Source organism: Trichocoleus sp. Lan (genome assembly GCF_039961855.1).
Classification (GTDB): Bacteria; Cyanobacteriota; Cyanobacteriia; order Cyanobacteriales; family FACHB-T130; genus FACHB-T130.
The window spans coordinates 100,673-119,934 of the sequence record NZ_JAMPKA010000002.1; the positions used below are offsets into that span (position 1 = coordinate 100,673).

14 protein-coding genes are annotated in these 19,262 nt (G+C 48.7%); 8 read left to right on the top strand and 6 right to left on the bottom strand.

Features of this window, described 5'->3' with window-relative positions:
• Positions 1 to 47: 47 nt before the first annotated feature.
• Positions 48 to 1,583, bottom strand: a complete 1,536-nt coding sequence (locus tag NDA03_RS02010; RefSeq protein ID WP_348237142.1) for a ferredoxin--nitrite reductase — start codon at positions 1,581 to 1,583, stop codon at positions 48 to 50.
• A 474-nt stretch (positions 1,584 to 2,057) separates the two neighbouring features.
• Between NDA03_RS02010 and NDA03_RS02015 the strand changes: the two genes are divergently transcribed.
• The 3 genes from NDA03_RS02015 (at position 2,058) to NDA03_RS02025 (ending at position 6,889) form a co-directional block, all read left to right on the top strand.
• Positions 2,058 to 4,307, top strand: coding sequence for a DICT sensory domain-containing protein (locus NDA03_RS02015; RefSeq protein WP_348237143.1), 2,250 nt, complete (start codon positions 2,058 to 2,060; stop codon positions 4,305 to 4,307).
• Between the two features lie 171 nt (positions 4,308 to 4,478).
• The gene (locus NDA03_RS02020; RefSeq protein ID WP_190425504.1) at positions 4,479 to 4,904 is read left to right on the top strand and encodes a photosystem I reaction center subunit II PsaD; all 426 of its coding nucleotides are present in this window, start codon (positions 4,479 to 4,481) and stop codon (positions 4,902 to 4,904) included.
• Positions 4,905 to 5,341: 437 nt separating this feature from the next.
• Complete coding sequence (locus NDA03_RS02025) at positions 5,342 to 6,889, top strand: anthranilate synthase component I family protein (RefSeq protein ID WP_348237258.1); 1,548 nt, start codon at positions 5,342 to 5,344, stop codon at positions 6,887 to 6,889.
• Between the two features lie 73 nt (positions 6,890 to 6,962).
• Here NDA03_RS02025 and NDA03_RS02030 read toward each other — a convergent pair whose 3' ends face one another.
• The gene (locus tag NDA03_RS02030) at positions 6,963 to 8,261 is read right to left on the bottom strand and encodes a septal ring lytic transglycosylase RlpA family protein (RefSeq protein ID WP_348237145.1); all 1,299 of its coding nucleotides are present in this window, start codon (positions 8,259 to 8,261) and stop codon (positions 6,963 to 6,965) included.
• Positions 8,262 to 8,420: 159 nt separating this feature from the next.
• On the opposite strand from NDA03_RS02030, the gene NDA03_RS02035 reads away from it, so the two are divergent.
• Positions 8,421 to 9,308: a PhzF family phenazine biosynthesis protein gene (locus NDA03_RS02035; RefSeq protein WP_348237146.1), complete on the top strand. Its 888-nt coding sequence runs from the start codon at positions 8,421 to 8,423 to the stop codon at positions 9,306 to 9,308.
• Positions 9,309 to 9,542: 234 nt separating this feature from the next.
• Complete coding sequence (locus NDA03_RS02040) at positions 9,543 to 9,902, top strand: DUF952 domain-containing protein (protein ID WP_348232540.1); 360 nt, start codon at positions 9,543 to 9,545, stop codon at positions 9,900 to 9,902.
• A gap of 241 nt (positions 9,903 to 10,143) precedes the next feature.
• Here NDA03_RS02040 and crtB read toward each other — a convergent pair whose 3' ends face one another.
• Complete coding sequence (gene crtB / locus NDA03_RS02045; protein WP_190410266.1) at positions 10,144 to 11,073, bottom strand: 15-cis-phytoene synthase CrtB; 930 nt, start codon at positions 11,071 to 11,073, stop codon at positions 10,144 to 10,146.
• A 125-nt stretch (positions 11,074 to 11,198) separates the two neighbouring features.
• Positions 11,199 to 12,632 carry a 15-cis-phytoene desaturase gene (gene pds / locus NDA03_RS02050; protein ID WP_348237147.1) on the bottom strand — a complete coding sequence of 478 codons (1,434 nt, stop codon included), beginning with the start codon at positions 12,630 to 12,632 and terminating at the stop codon, positions 11,199 to 11,201.
• Between the two features lie 197 nt (positions 12,633 to 12,829).
• On the opposite strand from pds, the gene NDA03_RS02055 reads away from it, so the two are divergent.
• Positions 12,830 to 13,231 carry a hypothetical protein gene (locus NDA03_RS02055; protein WP_190678942.1) on the top strand — a complete coding sequence of 134 codons (402 nt, stop codon included), beginning with the start codon at positions 12,830 to 12,832 and terminating at the stop codon, positions 13,229 to 13,231.
• Between the two features lie 143 nt (positions 13,232 to 13,374).
• Here NDA03_RS02055 and NDA03_RS02060 read toward each other — a convergent pair whose 3' ends face one another.
• Positions 13,375 to 14,799 carry a hypothetical protein gene (locus tag NDA03_RS02060; protein WP_348237148.1) on the bottom strand — a complete coding sequence of 475 codons (1,425 nt, stop codon included), beginning with the start codon at positions 14,797 to 14,799 and terminating at the stop codon, positions 13,375 to 13,377.
• Positions 14,800 to 14,904: 105 nt separating this feature from the next.
• Here NDA03_RS02060 and dnaK point away from each other — a divergent pair, with 105 nt between their 5' ends.
• Together dnaK and NDA03_RS02070 are read left to right on the top strand one after the other, a co-directional pair.
• Entirely contained in the window at positions 14,905 to 17,052 is a 2,148-nt protein-coding gene (dnaK, locus tag NDA03_RS02065; RefSeq protein WP_348237149.1) for a molecular chaperone DnaK, read from the top strand.
• 149 nt (positions 17,053 to 17,201) lie between these two features.
• Positions 17,202 to 18,200, top strand: coding sequence for a J domain-containing protein (locus tag NDA03_RS02070; RefSeq protein ID WP_190415078.1), 999 nt, complete (start codon positions 17,202 to 17,204; stop codon positions 18,198 to 18,200).
• A gap of 91 nt (positions 18,201 to 18,291) precedes the next feature.
• Here the strand turns inward: NDA03_RS02070 and NDA03_RS02075 are convergent, their stop codons facing one another.
• A complete protein-coding gene (locus NDA03_RS02075; RefSeq protein WP_190415077.1) occupies positions 18,292 to 18,792 on the bottom strand; it encodes a hypothetical protein in 501 nt (166 codons plus the stop codon).
• Positions 18,793 to 19,262: the final 470 nt, after the last annotated feature.

Consider the following 19,262-nt stretch of genomic DNA (forward strand, 5'->3'; position numbering starts at 1 on the left):
AGTCGGGAATTAGTGGTAGGGAGTCGCTAAAAGCTTCTTTGCAACTCCTAGAAGCGAGGAGTCGCCCCAAACTGTTTGATCAATAAATTCCGCAATACAGGTTTGAGGTCTTCGCAGGGAATGCTTTTCTGGACGCAGGTACCCAAATGGGCTTCTTTACCAACTGTGCCTCCCATGTAAAGATCGACACCTTCTAAGGTTTTGCCGTTTTTGCGAACTTTTGTCCCCATCAAACCGATGTCGGCTACTTGAGGCTGACCGCAGGAGTTGGGGCAACCAGTCCAGTGAATCCGCACGGGTTTAGTTAGAGATAATTCTGCTCCCAGTTCTTCAATCGTTGCCAGGGCACGGTTTTTAGTTTCAATTAAGGCAAAGTTGCAGAACTGCGATCCGGTGCAGGAGACTAGCGATCGCGCTAAAGGATCGGGATTGATCGAGAATCGTTCTAGCAGGGGTTCGGCTAAGCAGGCGTCTAAGCGCGAGTCGGGAATATTCGGGATGATGACATTTTGCTCAACGGTGAACCGCATTTCGCCGTTGCCGTAAACTTCAGCCATCCGAGCCAGGTCAAACATATCCTGGGCATAGAGACGCCCCACGGGAACGTGTAAGCCGACGTAGTTTAAGCCGGGTTGCTTTTGGGGGTACACGCCGATGTGGTCGCGCTTTTCCCAGTCAATTTCGTCCTTTTCGGCGGCTGGTTGGAGGGGCTTCTCCAGATATTCTTCTACCAAGGCTCGGAATTGTCCTAACCCCAATTCATCGATCAGCCACATCAGCCGTGCTTTGTGCCGATTCGATCGGGGACCGCGATCGCGAAAAACTTCTAAAACAGCTCGGCATACCTCTACAACATCGTCGGGATGCACCCAAGCGTTGAGGGGAATGGCAGCATCGCACCGTTTGGCAGAGAACAAACCACCGACGAGGACATTAAACCCGAAGACGCCATTTTTGTAAGCGGGGACGAAGGCAAGGTCGTTGATTTCAGCGTGAACCGAGTTGTCGCGACAACCGGCGATCGCAATATTGAATTTCCGAGGCAGATTGCTGAAAGCTTTGTTGCCTTCCCCATGATTCGTAATCATGTCCTGGACTTGCTGCACCAGACTTCGCGTATCAAACAATTCATCCGCATCAATCCCCGCAACTGGCGAACCCGTGATGTTGCGGACGTTATCCATCCCCGACTGAATGCTGGTCATCCCGACTCGCTCTAACCGTCGGAAAATTTCTGGCACATCCTCGATTCGGACTCCCCGCAGTTGGATATTTTGCCGGGTGGTGATGTCGCCGCTGCCATCTTCGCCGTAACGCTGCACAATCTCGGCGAGCATTCGCATTTGATCGCTGGTGAGGAGACCGCTGGGCATCCGCATCCGCATCATAAATTTTCCGGGCGTAACGGGTCTGAAGAAAATCCCTACCCACTTGAGTCGGTGGTCGCGGTCTGTTTCGTCCATCGCCTCCCAGCCAACCTGGGCGAAATGTTCAATTTCTGCCTTTACCGCCAGACCATCTTTCTCTGCTTTGAATTTTTCAAATTTATTAAGACTTGCTGTGGGCGTGGCTGTGCTTGTCATGGGTGTGTCCTCATTACGTGGCGCTCGAATGCCCGCAAACGGATAATCTTGTGTTTGTCAATTGCTCGTTGATGATAAGTTATGCAAACTCAACTATGAAATTCGTATAAGAAATTACAAAATGTTAATACAAATGAAGTTTTTGCATCGATCGGATGCCATTTAGTCATGACATCCCCCTTAAGGAGGATTAATGATTTACATAAGAAATTCTTGTGGCGAGGGGTTTTGGAGTCGCGATCGCTTCCCCAAAACCCTTATTAATGCAACCATTGAGTTTCCCTCAACTCACAGCCATCCAATACTAGAACTCACAAAAACGTGATTTTCCTCCTCTTGAACGTGGAGTTAAGCAATTTTGTGAGAATTTACAATCGTTAAAACCGGATTACAAGGAAATATTCAAACCGTTAGTAGGGAACGCTCTTTTGTACGATAGGCATAGAACGGGTACGAAACTCGGCAAATTACTAAATGATCATCCCGACTTCTGTGCTGGCAGATTTGCTGCAAGTCCTGCCCCAGCTGCGACCTCAAATGTATTTCAAGTCTTCCTTAATCGCCTTATCTCATGCGATGGAAGACCAGGTTCTGGCATCTTTAGACCAGCATCTGGTGATTGCCAGTTTCCAGCGAGAGCGCTTCTATCGTCAGGAAGCTCACCGTTATCGACGGATTGCAGAACGGACAGAGCAGTTATATGTGCTGGCAGCCCCAGAAACCGACTTTAGCAACAGTTCGGAAGCTTATGAAACTGTTGCTTTTGAGCCGACCGATGGTTTAAGTCAAGAGTGGCACTTAGTGGTGATCGGGCAGAATTATGCTACTTGCTTGGTTTGTCGAGAACGAAGCCTAACAGAGGATGGGCGATCGCGTCAGGGTGTAAGAGGAAAGACCGCAGCTAGAAAAGGAATCGCACCCGCGTTTTCCCCTAGCCGCCGCACTTCTGACCTTCCTCGAACCACCTCCCGATTGCGGATGTCATCGTTTGAAGGGATAGACCCCGCCCGCCGGTTTGAGGGAATCTGGACGTTCGATCGGCAAGTCAGTTGCATCGTTGCTGAATTATTACTCAATCGGATTTCGCAGTACCGTCCGGAATTGGCTCAAAAGCTCGCTCAAGCACGAAATATTTACGGCATTCCTTCGAGGGGAGAGTTTTTAGAAACTTCCTTTGGAAAAACCGATCGGGAAGCAGCGAATCGGCAGAATCTTTTAGTTCAAAACTCCGTACAGCCACAGGCGGCAAAGGAACCCTCCGCCCAAACTCCAGAGTCTCTAACCGACAATCCCGACCCCTTTGTTCAGTGCCTAGTCACTTACTTGCAAGCGGGGCAGTACAAGCTGCTCAAAGCTTATCGCTCAATTTCCGCCCAAGAACGCAAAGAACGCCTAGTCAACTCGATTACGGCTGCCATCCGGCGGGGTAGCCATACGGGACAGCCGTTACACCCGGATGAAATTCTATCCATTGCCGTACAGGAATTAGGACAGGCATTGTTTGCTTGCCGGTGTCTGATTTATCGTGCCGGGGAAATCGATACTTCTGCCACGATTAACCATGAATTTTTGAAAGTGACCGATAACGGGAATTCTCGACTTGCCTCTGCACTCGGTCAGAATTGGCCTTTACAGGAAAATCCTCTATTTCAGGAAGTTGTGCAGAACCGAGAGCGAGTTTATGTTGCCGATACTCATATCGACCCTCGCATTGTAGAAGTGTCGGCAGGAATATCGGTAGGAGTGTCGGAACTTCCTTCCAATCGCCCACTTCAAACTCTGGCGAGCCGCTTTGCTATTCAGTCTTGGCTGATGATGCCAGTGCTATATCAGGATCGACTACTGGGGATAGTAGAGCTGCATCATTGCGGTGCTACCCCCTACGAGTGGCAGGACGACGAACTAGAACTTGTAGAAGCCATTTCTATTCAAATCGCCGGGGCGTTGATTCAAGCCGAAGCCTACGCGAACCTGGAAGACCTCAACCAACAGCTAGAAGCTCTCGATCGCACTCGCAGCAACTTAGTCGCAATTACGGGTCACGAACTCCGCACCCCCCTCTCTACTATCCAAGTCTGCCTGGAAAGTCTAGCGAGCGAACCTGATATGCCCCCGGAGATGCGGCAAGTGATGCTCAGTACCGCTCTCACCGACGCCGAGCGGATGCGTAAACTGGTTCAAGATTTCCTCACCCTTTCTCGCCTAGAAAGTGGTCGGGTGCAATGGCATCCAGAACCCCTAGCGCTGCCAGAGTGCATCGATCTTGCCCTCAGCAGTATCCGCGCCCGCAATTCCGATGGTCAGCTACCAAAGATTATTACTAAAGTGTCTGATTCGCTGCCTTTAGTACGAGCGGATGGGGAGTGGCTGGTCGAGGTGCTTGCCAAACTGCTGGACAACGCTTGCAAATTTACAACGCCTCAAGGAAAAATTACGATACTCGCTGAGTGTAACGACAGCTCAATGCTTGAAGTTACGGTTGCCGATACAGGTCGTGGCATTGAACCCAACCGGCTGGAGGCTGTCTTCGATCGGTTCTATCAGGAAGAAGGCGCTCTGCGGCGAACTACTGGCGGTACTGGTCTGGGACTTGCGATTTGTCGCCAAGTTGTCACGGGTTGGGGCGGTGAAATTTGGGCTGAATCCGCCGGTAAAGACCAAGGTAGTCAGTTTCACTTTACCGTCCCTATCGCGGCAAGACAGTCAGCAGTCAGTAGTCTTTGATGAAATTAGTCAGCAATTAGTAGTCAGCAGTGCTTGACTAATGACCCATGACTAATGACTAAATGACTCATGACTAAATGGCTAATGACAAACTGTTACAGTTCTTGACAGACTCGCAAGACAGGCCTTGCCTCGGTGATAGGATGCCCTAAAACGTTGGGAGAAAAATCTATGCCAGAAACTCTTACTGGACAAACCCCCATATTTGGCGGCGGTACCGGCGGTTTGCTCACCAAAGCTGAACTAGAAGAAAAGTACGCCATCACTTGGACAAGCCCGAAACAGCAAGTATTTGAATTGCCCACTGGTGGCTCTGCCATCATGAACCAAGGTGATAACGTGCTATACCTAGCACGTAAAGAATACTGCATCATGTTAGGCGGTCAGGTACTCCGAGCGAAGTTCAAAATCAACAACTACAAGATTTACCGTGTCTTCCCGAACGGTGAAATGGAGTATCTGCATCCGAAGGATGGCGTCTTCCCAGAGAAAGTCAATCAAGGTCGTCCTTATGTGAATAAGGTAGAACGGAACATTGGTAGCAACCCGGAACCGCCAACGATTAAGTTTAGCGGTCGTGCGACTTACGACGTTTAGCACCTTTTTAATTATTTAGCATTAGTAGGGTGGGCATCCACCCTACTTTTTCGTTAAAGATAATGCGATAAATGGGCGAAGCAAGGGCAATTCTGTTGGGTTAACAGTTTGAATTCAGATATCGCAATTCTCATTTGGGTGCGATACATCTGTAGGAGCATGACAATCCAAAAGCCCCTATCAAACATTAGAACCGCAAGATATTTCACCCAACTGAGAACTGCTATATTTGCTCCCCACGACTTATCCTCCAAGACTCCCCGATAAGTTGGGGAAATTAGATAAAACAAAAATACGAGAGTCTAAAGGAGAAAGATGAAGGATGAACTAAAGCGTCTGGTTCTTCCCTTTTCCCATTTGCGCCCATTTCTGTTTTAACCTGGATGAATAATGGCGGCGCTAGGGCGAATCGCCTCGATCCAGAACGCAAGAAAATTATGATTTTTCCTGATTTTTCCCAATTTTCCGATCTGGCTAAACAGGGTAATTTTGTGCCGGTGTATCAAGAATGGGTGGCAGACCTAGATACACCCGTGTCTGCTTGGTACAAAGTCTGTGCTGGACAGCCTTATAGCTTTTTACTGGAATCCGTGGAAGGTGGGGAAAAAGTAGGTCGCTACAGTTTTGTCGGCTGCGATCCTTTGTGGGTGTTGGAGGCGAGAGGAAATAAAACGACGCAAACCCACCGTGACGGGAGAGCGATCGCGTTTGAAGGCGATCCATTTCAGGCATTAGCTTATTGTCTAAAGCCGTTTCATCCGGTTACGTTGCCCCAATTGCCGCCCGGAATCGGCGGATTATTTGGCTTCTGGGGTTATGAACTGATTAACTGGATAGAGCCGCGCGTGCCGATTTATCCCGCCTCAGAGGACGATTTACCGGATGGATTGTGGATGCAGGTAGATAACCTGATTATTTTCGATCAGGTGAAGCGGAAGATTTGGGCGATCGCGTATGCAGATTTGCGCGACCCAGATGTGGATTTGGCTCAGGCATATCAACAAGCGTGCGATCGCGTTACTCAGCTGGTCAGTAAACTCCAGCTACCTCTGTCGGGAAAAGATACTTTGTTGCAATGGACGCCCCCTGAAAATCGGGAGAAGCAACTCACCTACACCAGCAACACCGGACGCGAACAATTCTGCGCCAATGTCGAAAAGGCAAAAGATTATATTCGCGCCGGAGATATATTCCAAGTCGTCCTGTCTCAACAACTCTGTGCCGAATATAGCGGAGAACCCTTTGCCTTATATCGCTCTTTGCGCCTCATTAATCCCTCGCCTTATATGGCTTATTTCAACTTCGGCGATTGGCAGATTATTGGTTCTAGCCCGGAAGTGATGGTGAAGGCGGTGCTGAGTTCTTACGGAGGCGATGCGGCGCTAACAGAGGAGGGGATGAGCGCGACCGTGCGCCCGATTGCAGGGACGCGCCCGCGAGGGAAGACGCCTAAAGAAGATGACGCCTTTGCCGAGGACTTACTTCAAGACCCAAAGGAAATTGCCGAACACGTCATGCTAGTTGACTTAGGTCGCAATGATTTGGGGCGCGTCTGCACCAGCGGCACGGTGAGAGTCGATGAATTGATGCTAATCGAGCGTTACTCTCATGTGATGCACATCGTCAGCAACGTGCTAGGAGAACTCGCGCCCGATAAAACCGCCTGGGATTTACTCAAAGCCTGCTTCCCCGCCGGAACCGTCAGCGGTGCCCCGAAGATTCGGGCGATGGAGATTATTCACGAACTCGAACCCTGCCGTCGCGGCCCTTATTCGGGGGCTTATGGCTGGTATGACTTTGAGGGGCAATTAAATACAGCGATCGCGATTCGCACGATGGTTGTTCGCTCTCAAGCCAGTGGGAAACATCAGGTGTCAGTCCAAGCGGGGGCAGGTCTGGTTGCAGATTCTCAGCCCGAAACCGAGTACCAAGAAACCCTCAACAAAGCTAAGGGATTGCTAGAGGCTATCCGCTGTCTTGAATAGAGGCTAAACCGTTAATGGAGTGTAGAGACGCAATGAATCGCGTCTCTATTTCAAGAACAGCCTTTGATGGAAGTTAGAGCGGTTTCATCACCACGGCTTCATAGGGAATCACGCCCACTTCTTCGCTCTTAACGCAGCGAGCGGCTCCCCGCGACAAATCCAGCGTTCTCGGCGCAATGTAAGGGCCACGGTCAGTAACCCGCACGATGACAGCATCCCCATTTTTCAAGTTTGTCACTTTCAAAAAGGTATTAAAAGGCAGAGAGGGATGAGCTGCTGTCAGTGCATCCTGGTTATAGATTTCGCCGTTTGCCGTTTGGCGTCCGTGAAAATAGCCCCCATACCAAGAGGCTAAACCCTCCAGTTTGGTATCTGTCTGGATTAATCCGTGCATTTGGGCTTGAGCTTCCACCAAGGTTAAGGGCTTTTCCCCCAAGGCGACACGGAGATTATTTACCCATTCGATTGCTAAGAGTTGGCGATCGCGATTGAAGTCGGCACCGATCGCGTCGTCAATTACAAACAACTGGTCGTTGCCTAGCTTACCCCCTGGCTTCCCATCCACCAGCGTTGGTTTCAGTTGCGAAGCGTCTAGATTGGAGTTTTGTAGGAGTTGCGCGACGTGCTTGGCAAATCGCTCAGCTTGGGGTTTTTCGGGGATTTGAGCCACCAAATGACCCTTCACCCAGACTTGAAACTGCTCCGGTTCTCCGCCGGATGTGGTGACGCTCTTGGTTTTGCGCCCAGCCAATGACATCCAAAAACCTTGCCGTTTTCCAATTTTTTCATTGATTAAGCGATCGCCCAATGCGCCTTGGTCGCGAATCTGAACGACTGCAACCTGCGAAGGCTTTGTATCGCGAGATTCAGCCCAAGCAGGCAATTTCAATAAATTCTGCATCACCTGCATGATTCTGTCTGGAAAACTCGGCTTTGACGCTCGACTGACAGGAACTTCAACCCATGAAGCCGACTGAGATAGGATAGTTGGTGCTACTGGCGCTTCCTTTGTGGGTGCCGAGCCGGGGCGGCAAAGCACATTATCCACCGTCTCTAGCTTCCGCCTAGATTGTTCGGGCGTTTTGGCTTTGTTTGATGAAGATTGGCTCTGATTTCCTCCTAGTTGGAAATCCCAGGAAGGCAAGAACGCACTGAATTTTTGAGAATGTAAACCGCTTAAATACGAGTAGGGTTTCCCCGTTCCTACAGCCTGAACAAACAGAGGTTTATCGCTATCCAGGGGATTATTGACAGATGAAAAAACCTTGGCTGGAAGTGTTATCGAGAGGTAATCAGGTATACTCGACAACGCCTGGTTAGAGAGAAAACAGCTGACCCAAGAAGTTACCCAAACAAGTCCGAAAAATGGCATTGGCAAAAAAATCTTTAGTTACAATGCACTCTGGATTTGCAAACGTTCTCTAGTATACCAACCTCCTTATTTGGTATATCTGCCCTCTGGCTGAGTTGTGCATTTAGACGCGATCCCAGCCTTTTGCTAATAAACCATATAGCAGCGATTTTGACAAGTATGAAGCGACTTCACTTTTACATTGTTGATGTATTTGCCGTAGAAAAATACACGGGTAATCAACTAGCAGTTTTTACGGATGCCGGTGAGCTTTCTGATGTTCAAATGCAAAGAGTTGCTAAAGAGACAAACTACTCGGAAACCACTTTTATAACCTCTCCAGAGGTTCGGAATGGAGGTTATGATGTGCGGATTTTTACGCCTGAGCAAGAATTACCGTTTGCGGGTCATCCTACCTTAGGAACCGCCTATATTTTGCAGCAAGAAATTATTAATCAGCCGGTTGAAAACTTAATTTTAAATCTGAAAATTGGGCAAATTCCCGTATCGCTGCATTACGCAGAGCAAGGAGTAGAATGGGTGTGGATGCAGCAAAAACCACCGATTTTTACCCAAACCTTCGAGGGAGAGACACTTGCCCAAGTTTTGAATTTAGAACCCAGCGAGATAGATCCTCGATTCCCAATTCAAGAAGTTTCTACCGGGGTTCCCTTTATTATCGTTCCCTTGAAAACGCACCAATCCTTAAAGCGAATCAAGGTAAATAAGGACAAATATTTTGATTTAGTTAGTCATACTCAAGGCAAATGTATATTGGTTTTCTGCCCTGAAACTTATCATCCAGAGAATAACTTGAGCGTGCGCGTGTTTGCCGAGTATGCAGGCATTCCCGAAGACCCTGCTACAGGAAGTGCGAATGGTTGTTTAGCTGGTTATTTGGTTCAGCATTCCTATTTTGGAGCAGAGACAATTGATGTCAGAGTTGAGCAAGGGTATGAAATTGGCAGACCTTCTTTGTTGTTGTTAAAGGCTCACAAAAAGTCTGATTTCATTGAAGTATCGGTGGGTGGTAAAGTAATTTTAGTTGCCAAAGGAGAATTCGTCTAACGGGTAAGATTTGCTTCGACTCAATCCGGTTTGGTTTAGCATAATTATAGATTGGCTTCGGGTTAGACAAACCCATCAAATGCCTTAAGATGCGTGGTTACAGGCTTCAAGGCGATCTACACAGGGAAGGTTTTTAGTCTTAAGCCGACCGGATTTTGCCTCTATTTGTGCAAGTAAAGAAGAGCCTATCTCTTACCAATTGGATTAGAAAATCAACAATTTTTGAGAAATTTTATGAGTATTATTTTGCACATCACGAAGCGCGAACAGTGGGAAGAAGCAAAATCAACTAACAAATATTGTGGCGATACGCTGGAATCGGAGGGTTTTATCCACTGCTCAACGCCAGAGCAAGTTATTAATGTAGCGAATAGCTTTTTTCATTCCCAAAGTGGCTTAGTCCTCCTGTGCCTTGATTCAGAGGCAGTTGAGGCAGAAATCCGATACGAGGGATTAGACGAAGGAGAACGATTTCCTCATATCTATGGGCCTTTAAATATCAATGCTGTGGTGCAAGTGCTGGATTTCTCTCCGGGGGATGATGGCTGCTTTGAATTGCCGCCAGAGATTGCTGGTAGTGCTAATAAGGCTTGAAGAACGAGAGCGATCGCATCCTCATCTAGCCGCATCCGTTGTCCATTAGAGGCAACCTGAGCCGCATTCCTGGTTGATTTGGGGCTATCTATGGATTGAATAGGAGCAAGTCCGCTTATCGATTGCTCAATAAACGGACTTGAAATCGGGAATGGCTAATCCCAAAAAACATAAAGTTTACAGACGTGAGTTGATTTTCCTCTGGTTGTCGCCAGCGCCACAAGCCGCCAGCGCCACAGAGTTATAGCACCTGCGCCCTCAACCAAGCCGCTGGCAAACTCAGCAGCTTCCGGGAAGTCGGGACGTAAGCTCTGGTGCTAAATACATCGTATTGATTGCGTTCAATCCGATCGAGAATTTGGCTATAGAGCATTAAAGCCGCCGCAACGGGCCAACGAGCATCGGGGCTAAGGGCACCAATTCCCTGTTCGGCTTCAACGTAGAATTTGCGTGCCCGTTGAATTTGGAAACGCATCAATTCGCGCCATCGCTCATCGACTACCCCATTCATCAGATCCTGTTCGGTGTAGTTAAATAACGCTAATTCTTCGAGGGGCAGGTAAATGCGACCCCGACGGGCGTCTTCTCCGACATCTCGCAGGATGTTAGTGAGTTGGTTAGCAATGCCAAGTGCGATCGCTTCCGAGGTCGGAATATAAATCTCTTGATTGCGTTTCCAGGGTGCTGTATACGGTTCCGTATCGACACCCATCACCGCAGTAGACATCAACCCCACCGTACCGGCAACCCGATAGCAGTAAAGATTAAGTTCCTCAAAGGTCTTGTATCGGCTGCGGTAGAGATCCATTCGCTGACCCGCAATCATATCCCGAAATGGTTCAATATCCATCGGGAAGCGTTTCAGCGTATCTACCAAAGCCACATCCGGGTCGTCTAGGGGTTCGCCGGCAAAAACAGATTCTAGCTGTTTTTCCCATCGATCCAAAGTTTCAGGAGTCGTAATCGCAGCTGAGGCACCGTCTACCAGTTCATCGGTGCGACGACACCAAGCATAAATTGCCCAGATGGCACGGCGCTTGGCTGCTGGCATCAGCAGCGTACCCAGATAAAACGTCTTTGCGTACTTAGCCGTAATCTGGCGACAGAGTTGGTAAGCGTCCTCTATTGAAGCCAGCGTTCTCATGCGCGGGAAATTAGACAGTTGCAGCATTCAGTACAGGCACCAGAGATTGTCAGTTTTCCGTTGTCAATTGTCAATTGTCCTGAGTCTGTTGTTCTTTGGTAGCAGGTAATAGATAGTCAGATATTCGGGAGTAGACTCTTTCCCCCTAACCATTACCCACTAACGACTAACGCCTGATCGGTGACCGTTGACGATTGATCGGTGACTACTGACGACTGACTGCTCACAATTGCCTGCGCTGTCAGCTTACCAGAAAGTACGGCACCTTCCATACTCGCTAGGTAACGCTGCATGGTGTAATCACCCGTCAAATAGAAATTCGCAATCGGTGTTTCTTGGGAAGGACGATATTGCTGACGCCCTGGAGTTGCCTTGTAGACTGAACGAGGGGTTTTGACAACGTGATATTTCAGCAACTTGGCTGGGTTCTCACCCCCAAAATGATCGGGAAAAAGTTTTTCCAATTCTGCAACGGTGGCGTCTACAATTTCCCCATCCGATTTGCTAATCCAATCTTTTGCTGGTGCCAGCACCAATTCCAACATTGAGCGGTCGGGGTTCGCATATTCGCGACAGGTGTTGCTCATGTCCGCGTAGACACTAAGCAAGGGCGATCGCGAAAACAGCAGATGGTCAATTTGAGTTAATTTTCGGTCAAACCACAGATGCACGTTGATGACCGGGACACCCTCTAAGCCGTCTAGCTTTTGGAAATACTCCATCTGACGCCAAGGTTGAGGCAACATCACCTTCAGGGGGTCAACCGGCATTGCAGATACATAAGCATCCGCCGTAATAATTTCATCCGCAGCACCATTCAACCCTCGAATCAAGAATCCCCGCACCGTGCCATCGGCATTGAGCAAAAATTCCTTGATCGGCATATTCAACAGCACTTCCCCACCGCGCTCGGTGATGTAATCTACCATTGGCTGACACAACCGCTCGGTCGGGGAACCATCCAAAAATGCCATTTTTGAGCCATTTTTTTCCTGAAGGAAGCGATTGAGAGCGGTCAGCAATATCGTGGCAGAAATCTCATCTGGGTTAATGAAGTTCAGTGCTTTGGACATGGCAATGAAAACTTCTTTTTCTACCCGTGGGGGGATGTTTTGCTTTTTCATCCATTCCGACCACGAGTATTTATCCATCTCCTCAACGTATTTTTGCCCCTGAACCATCGCCGGAATTAAACCAATCCCGAAGCGAATTTTTTCAGGCCAAGTCAACATATCGTTGTTGCCCAAAATCGCTGTGACGCCATTAAATGGTGCCGGAATGTCCGGAAAGTCAAAGCGAGAATAAGTACCGGGGGCATCGGGCTGGTTGAAGATCATTGTGTGTTCTTTCCACTGCAATCGATCTTCAATACCGAGTTCCTTAAATAGCTGCAACATATTGGGATAAGCCCCAAAAAAGATGTGCAGTCCGGTTTCGTACCAGTCGCCGTCTTCGTCTTTCCATGCTGCCACCTTACCGCCTAGAACGTCCTGACGTTCTAGAACGATGGGAGTGTGACCGGCATCTGTCAAATATTTGGCGCAGGAAAGCCCTGCTAAACCCGCCCCAGCGATCGCAACTCGCATCTGATGGTCTACCCTTATAGCTGCTTGCGTGTTTGGTCGCTCTCATTATACGTTGCATTTCGTTACAGAAGATAGCGCTACCCCACTGCAAATCTCTGTAAAGTTGTCACCCTCTCCCGATCGATGAATATTAGCTGCGATCGCATCGGGGCAATAATGAGAAATTATCGTCCGAGCTGAACCCGCAGGAAAGACCGATGAGTCAAGACAATCCCGATGCACCTCAACCACTCAGCGAACGAGATAGGGCACTGGCAAAGGAGCTTGCAGCAGTACGCGCTCAAAGACAACGCCTGTATGAAAAGCTAAATGGTTCCCTAAAAGCGTTGTTTAGCCATTGTGAGTGGAGAATCACTCATCACGACACTGGAATGACAGAATTAGTTGTCATCTGCCCTAGCTTGGTCATTTATCAACGGCTATTAAAAAAAGTAATTTCCATTCAAACTCGGCTTGAAGATGCTGTTGAAATTAAACAGACTAGATTTATTCTCTGTTATCCTCCAAATCCTCAAGCTTTTTATGAGCATGAAGTGACAATACAACAAGATTTCAATCCTGATCCTTATTTAGATTTAGATGAGAACGAGGAGTTTTAGGAGATTAGGGAGAGAAAACTTAAACCCAAAGGGTGCAATCGTACCAAATCGTCGCAATGACAATAAGGAAAAAATAGATGCTAATTGTCCGCATTGCGAGCTTTGTTTAGCTCTAGCATTCAATGGTGCGGACAATATTTTATCTAGCGAGGCCAGGGAATTCTAGTATCGGCAGCAATTTGGCGACCGATGACAGCCGCACCATAGCGATTTAGATGGCTGGGATCGGCAAAATAGCCATTTTGGTTTGTCCACTGTCTGGATAAGTCGAGAAAGATGAATCCTTTAGCACTAGATTGGCGAACCATATAAGGTCTAAATTGTTGCTCAGCTCTAAGACGAGTTCGGTCTAAATAATCCCTACTTAAAGGCAGGTTGATGAAGAATACTGGAATCCGACGCTGCTTGGCAAATACCATTAAATTATTCAACGCAACCTCCTGCTTACCTCCGAGTTGGAAGGCACTGTAATCACTGTCATAAGCGCCTGCAACTCGCGGCTTTTGTCGATAGTAAATAGCAGGATTAAATCGGATATTTACGGGAAGGAATCCATTGGCGTCGATTGCCCCTGCCGAGTAGTCGGGAGTCAATCCTCCTAGAGTATTTTGAGCCAGTATTGTCTCGCTGGACGGCTGAGAATTCAAAAGGGTGATATTAAATTGGCTTTCGTTCTGGGGAATTTCGTCTAGGTTGGTATCAGCAACTGAGTTGAGGTTTGGAGGTGGGGTCGCCGTTAAGAGTGTATCCGGGCGGTTAGAGGGTGTAATACCACTTAAGGGGCGATTGCCCGTTAATAAGCGCTTGTAGCCTGGAGAAGCCAAAATCAAGTTATAAGTCCGATCTACACGCCCACTGTTAAAGGCTCTCACTCCATCCGCCCACACAATGAGTTTCGGCAACTGCTCTTCGGTTAAAATTTTCCGCAACAACAAATCAATCACTTGGACAGTCGCACCATTCACCCCGAAGTTAAAGATTTTCAATCCCCCAAAACCTTTACCCGCTAAAGCTTGCTGCATCTGTTTGGAATCGACTCCCTGCAAAGAGCGGGAACTGCCTACAATTAAAATATCGGGTGGGCCAAGGGCAGCGATGTAGGACAGATAAAGAACTAGCTGATTATCAAGCAATTGGTTGTTAAAGGTGGGGTATTTTAACTGAAAGCTGGTTGCAGCGGCTCTTTGTTGGGCTACCTGCAAAAAAGCCATATACTCAATAATTTTCTTCTGGGCATAGACTCGTTGGGGACTGTCGGGTGGTATGGCTTGCAGGGATGCGATCGCGCTTAGCCATGTTTGGGCAACTTCATCCCAGTCCGCCGCCGATCTAGCTGTTTGAGCCAGGGTAGCAGCCCTGTTAGCGTAGTTAATTGCCTCCGACAAGGAATCGCTCTTAGTCGCTGCTGTTGTGGCAGCTAAGGGCTGAACCAGCAGGTTCCTATGGGTAATTTGGGGTACTAGCGTTGTCGAACAGCCAATCGCCAGCAAACATCCTGCCACGACGGCAGTAAAGCGGGACAAGAAGCGATGATTCGCAGCAAAAATAATAAAGAGTCGATATATCATTGAGTTTCTCTCTTGCCTGATACTGCTCATTCCTGACAGCAAGATAGAATAAATCCAGCAAATTGTTCTCAGTATATTAAGTTAGGTAAGGAGAACACGAATCGCATGGGCAAGGTAGTCGGCATTGACCTCGGAACAACCAACTCAGTCGTAGCTGTCATGGAAGGCGGCAAGCCCGTTGTCATTGCCAATGCGGAAGGCATGAGGACTACTCCCTCCGTGGTAGGCTTCAGCAAAGACGGGGAACGCCTAGTTGGACAAATGGCACGGCGGCAAGCCGTTCTAAACCCGCAGAATACGTTTTATGCGGTAAAACGGTACATCGGACGCAAGTATGCGGAACTCAGCCCCACCTCGAAGCAAGTTCCCTACACGATTCGGCGGGATGACGAGGGCAATATTAAAGTCAAATGCCCCAGACTGAAGCGGGAATTTGCTCCAGAAGAAATCTCGGCAATGGTGCTGCAAAAGTTGGCAGATGAGGCGAGTCGTTATCTGGGACAACCGGTGACGGGCGCGGTGATTACAGTTCCGGCTTATTTCAATGATTCCCAACGGCAAGCGACGCGAGATGCTGGGCGAATCGCCGGGTTGGATGTATTGCGGATTCTTAACGAGCCAACGGCTGCATCTTTGGCTTATGGTTTGGATCGCAAGGATACTCAGACGATTCTGGTGTTTGACTTGGGCGGCGGTACATTTGACGTTTCCATCCTGGAAGTGGGGGATGGAGTGTTTGAGGTAAAAGCCACCAGTGGCGACACCCAATTGGGCGGGAACGATTTTGACCGAAAAATTGTAGATTGGCTGGCAGAGCAGTTTCTGGAAAAAGAAGGGGTAGATCTCAGACGCGATCGCCAAGCCTTACAACGCCTCACGGAAGCCGCCGAAAAAGCCAAAATTGAGCTGTCTGGCGTCACGGTCACAGATATTAACTTACCTTTTCTCACTGCCACGGAAGAAGGTCCCGTACACTTAGAAACCAGGTTGACGAGGGCGCAATTTGAAGGATTGTGTGGGGATTTGGTGAGCCGATTGAAGGCACCCGTCAAACGCGCTTTAGTGGATTCTGGTCTGAACCCTTCAAAGATTGACGAAGTGGTGTTAGTGGGCGGTTCTACTCGCATCCCCTTGGTGAAACAGCTGGTTCGTAGCTTAATTGACAAGGAGCCGAACGAGAACGTTAACCCAGATGAAGTTGTGGCAGTGGGTGCCGCAATTCAAGCTGGAATCCTCGCCGGTGAAGTCAAAGACGTGCTGTTGCTGGATGTCACGCCTTTGTCACTTGGACTGGAAACAATTGGCGGCGTGATGAAAAAACTCATCCCTCGCAACACGACGATACCCGTGCGGCGTTCGGATATTTTCTCAACCGCTGAAAATAACCAAACCTTGGTGGAAATTCACGTCCTTCAAGGGGAACGGGAAATGGCGGCTGATAACAAGTCGCTAGGGCGATTTAAGCTTACCGGCATTCCCCCAGCACCGCGAGGAGTGCCCCAAGTTCAGGTATCTTTTGATATTGATGCCAACGGCATTTTACAGGTGACGGCGTTAGACCGGACGACAGGGCGAGAGCAGAGCATCACCGTTCAAGGGGCTTCCACTTTAAGCGAATCGGAAGTTAACCGGATGATTCAGGAAGCCGAGCAATATGCCTCAACAGATCGGGAACGGCGCGAACGGGTGGAGAAGCGCAACCGCGCCGAAGCACTGGCTTTCAGTGCGGAACGGCAACTGAAAGAAGTGGCGCTGACCTATGGAATGCAGTTTGCTGCCGGTCAGCGGCGTCGCATTGAGAACATGGTGCAGGAACTGCGCCAGAGCATTGCCCGCGATGACGATCGGTCTGTGGATCGGGCACAAAGCGATCTCCAGGATGCTCTCTACGAGCTGAACCGAGAGGTGCGGATGGAATCAATGGAGGACGAGGACGACTTTTTCGGATCGATCCGTCGCACGTTTTCCGGTGAAGGCGATTCCTTGTTTGGCAACTCGACACAAGACCGCTATGAGAGTAGCCGCTATCAAGATCGTTATGAAAGTAACCGCTATCAAGATCGCTCGGAGGGTAGCCGCTATCAAGATCGCTCGGAGAGTAGCCGTTCGCGCGATCGCTATGACGATGACCGTCGCAATAGCGGCTCTACAGGCGGTCAGCGGTATAGTCGGGATAGTGACGCGGCTCCCCGCCGGACTTCGAGAATTGTTCAACCTGAGGATGATTGGGATGATGATGATGATTGGCTGTAAATTAGCTATAGCTGTTAGCGATTAGCTGTTAGCTATTGAAGCGGTCTGGCACAAATAGTAGAGGATTAGTCTGCTAAAACTGTGAATATCCAACGCTCAATCAGCTAATCGGTAACAGCTAATCGGTAACAGCTAATCGTTAATTAACTATGCAAAATTTTCGGGACTACTACCAGATGCTGGGCGTTGCTCGTGATGCCTCCGGCGACGAAATTAAGAAAGTTTATCGGCGGCTAGCTCGGCAGTATCACCCCGATCTAAATCCTGGCGACAAAACAGCAGAAGAAAAGTTCAAGGATATCGGTGAGGCTTACGAAGTTCTTTCCGATCCGGGTAAGCGATCGCAATACGATCAGTTCAGCCGTTTCTGGAACCGGAGCGGTTTCAAGGGCGCTAAAGGGACCAAGGGGACTAAAGCCTGGGGGACGCGCTCCAACGGTCGCAACGGCACGCAAGAATTAAAATATGACGATTACCCGGACTTCAACAGCTTTGTCGATACTCTGCTAGGACGTCGGGAAACCCGTGTAGCTACTCAGGCACCCAGTTCCAACAACCGAGTTGCCTCAGCCGATACCTTCCGTCCTGGTAACACGAAAACATCCTACACCGTGAATTCGCGCCCTAGTCGGCGCGATGTTGAAGCCAGACTGACGATGCCCCTCGAAAAAGCTTATCAGGGAGGACGAGAGCGGATTCGGCTGGAAGATGGGCGATCGCTGGAAGTGGATATGCCACCCGGAATGGTCAACGAGCAACGCATCCGGCTGAAGGGTCAGGGCATTGAAGGTGGCGACTTGTACCTCAAAATTACCGTATCGCCCCACGCTTTCTTTCAAGTAGAAGGCTCGGATATTTTCTGCCAATTGCCAGTCACTCCCAGCGAGGCAGTCTTGGGGGGAGCCGTGGAAGTTCCTACCTTGGATGGTTTGGTGAAAATGACGCTTCCTAGCGGTGTCGGGCACGGGAAGCGCCTGCGCCTTGCCGGAAAAGGCTACCCGACAGGCAGAGGCGATCGCGGCGATCAGTTAGTTGAAATTCAGGTTGTGGTTCCCAAAACGGTCACTTCCCAAGAACGGGAACTCTACGAAAAGCTGCGGCAAATCGAAACCTTTAAACCCCGTCTCGATTTGCCAGTTCAACGCTAAAAAATTAGCCCTGCCTGCGCGGGCTAATTTTTTGTCTAGCCGTAGACTTCAGTCTGACGGATGAGATGGGCTTTAATTGAAATACTGGCGTTTAAGCGCGATCGCGATAGCACAAACCCAACAGCGTACCGCTAGCAATCAACTTCAACGCTTCTAATGTCCAGTAGCCCCCGTGCATTTGATTCATCCCGGCAGGAATCTCAGCAACGGGTTCAAAAAGATTGAGCTGTAGCCCCAGCGCGCTCATTTGTGGGGTTAAAAAATATGTATCAATAATGGCAATTGTCAGCAAGAACAGGGATAAGAAAATTACTTTGCGCCCTCCCAGCTTAGAAGCAGCCTGAGTGCGGTGAAGAACCAACAGCCCCGTTAACACTAAGGCTGCACATAATAATTCAATCCGATTAAAAATCCAGAAAATTGAATAACCTGCTGTTGCAAATCCAGGTTGAGTCATCATCCCGGTTGCAAACAAACTGGGCATAATTACCCAGTCCAAAAGCAAGCTTCCGCTAAGCCAGAAAGCCAACGTAAAGGTGACGGTTGTTTGCCATGCTGGTTGCTTTAATCCAGCGCTAGAAAAAGCGGTCATATAATTTCCTCAACTTTCTGTCTTCTTTCAGCTTATCGAATTGTTTTTAGAAACGATATGAAGTATCTTTTCGATTTTTGGCAGTTTTGCTGTTAGGAATTTACATTTAGTTAAATTCTCCAAATCATTAAGAATTTCAGTAAATTCCTAAGCTAGTTAATTGAGTCAGGAGGGCACCATCGGCTTGGTAAAGCGCGATCGCTTGCAAAGAAAACAGGTGCGAGTCGCTGCATCGCCGCCTACCAAGAAGGCGATCGCGCTCTAGACCCGTTTAAGATGTGTAAAACCCTGAAACGGAGATTTCCATCTAGACGTTTTTTGAGTCGAAATTAGGTCGCAGCCGAGTTTGATGACGCGGCTCTAAAAGTTTTTTGGACTCTATCTCGCAAAAAGGCTTAACATTTGCCTCATTCTGCCGATATTGTTCAACTTGCGCTTATAAATAAAATCAAGAGAAAACATCTGTCTAA

Coding starts and splice junctions, on each gene's coding strand:
- NDA03_RS02010 (WP_348237142.1), bottom strand. CDS start 1,583: ATGACAAGCACAGCCACGCCCACAGCAAGTCTTAATAAATTTGAAAAA.
- NDA03_RS02015 (WP_348237143.1), top strand. CDS start 2,058: ATGATCATCCCGACTTCTGTGCTGGCAGATTTGCTGCAAGTCCTGCCC.
- NDA03_RS02020 (WP_190425504.1), top strand. CDS start 4,479: ATGCCAGAAACTCTTACTGGACAAACCCCCATATTTGGCGGCGGTACC.
- NDA03_RS02025 (WP_348237258.1), top strand. CDS start 5,342: ATGATTTTTCCTGATTTTTCCCAATTTTCCGATCTGGCTAAACAGGGT.
- NDA03_RS02030 (WP_348237145.1), bottom strand. CDS start 8,261: ATGCCATTTTTCGGACTTGTTTGGGTAACTTCTTGGGTCAGCTGTTTT.
- NDA03_RS02035 (WP_348237146.1), top strand. CDS start 8,421: ATGAAGCGACTTCACTTTTACATTGTTGATGTATTTGCCGTAGAAAAA.
- NDA03_RS02040 (WP_348232540.1), top strand. CDS start 9,543: ATGAGTATTATTTTGCACATCACGAAGCGCGAACAGTGGGAAGAAGCA.
- crtB (WP_190410266.1), bottom strand. CDS start 11,073: ATGCTGCAACTGTCTAATTTCCCGCGCATGAGAACGCTGGCTTCAATA.
- pds (WP_348237147.1), bottom strand. CDS start 12,632: ATGCGAGTTGCGATCGCTGGGGCGGGTTTAGCAGGGCTTTCCTGCGCC.
- NDA03_RS02055 (WP_190678942.1), top strand. CDS start 12,830: ATGAGTCAAGACAATCCCGATGCACCTCAACCACTCAGCGAACGAGAT.
- NDA03_RS02060 (WP_348237148.1), bottom strand. CDS start 14,799: ATGATATATCGACTCTTTATTATTTTTGCTGCGAATCATCGCTTCTTG.
- dnaK (WP_348237149.1), top strand. CDS start 14,905: ATGGGCAAGGTAGTCGGCATTGACCTCGGAACAACCAACTCAGTCGTA.
- NDA03_RS02070 (WP_190415078.1), top strand. CDS start 17,202: ATGCAAAATTTTCGGGACTACTACCAGATGCTGGGCGTTGCTCGTGAT.
- NDA03_RS02075 (WP_190415077.1), bottom strand. CDS start 18,792: ATGACCGCTTTTTCTAGCGCTGGATTAAAGCAACCAGCATGGCAAACA.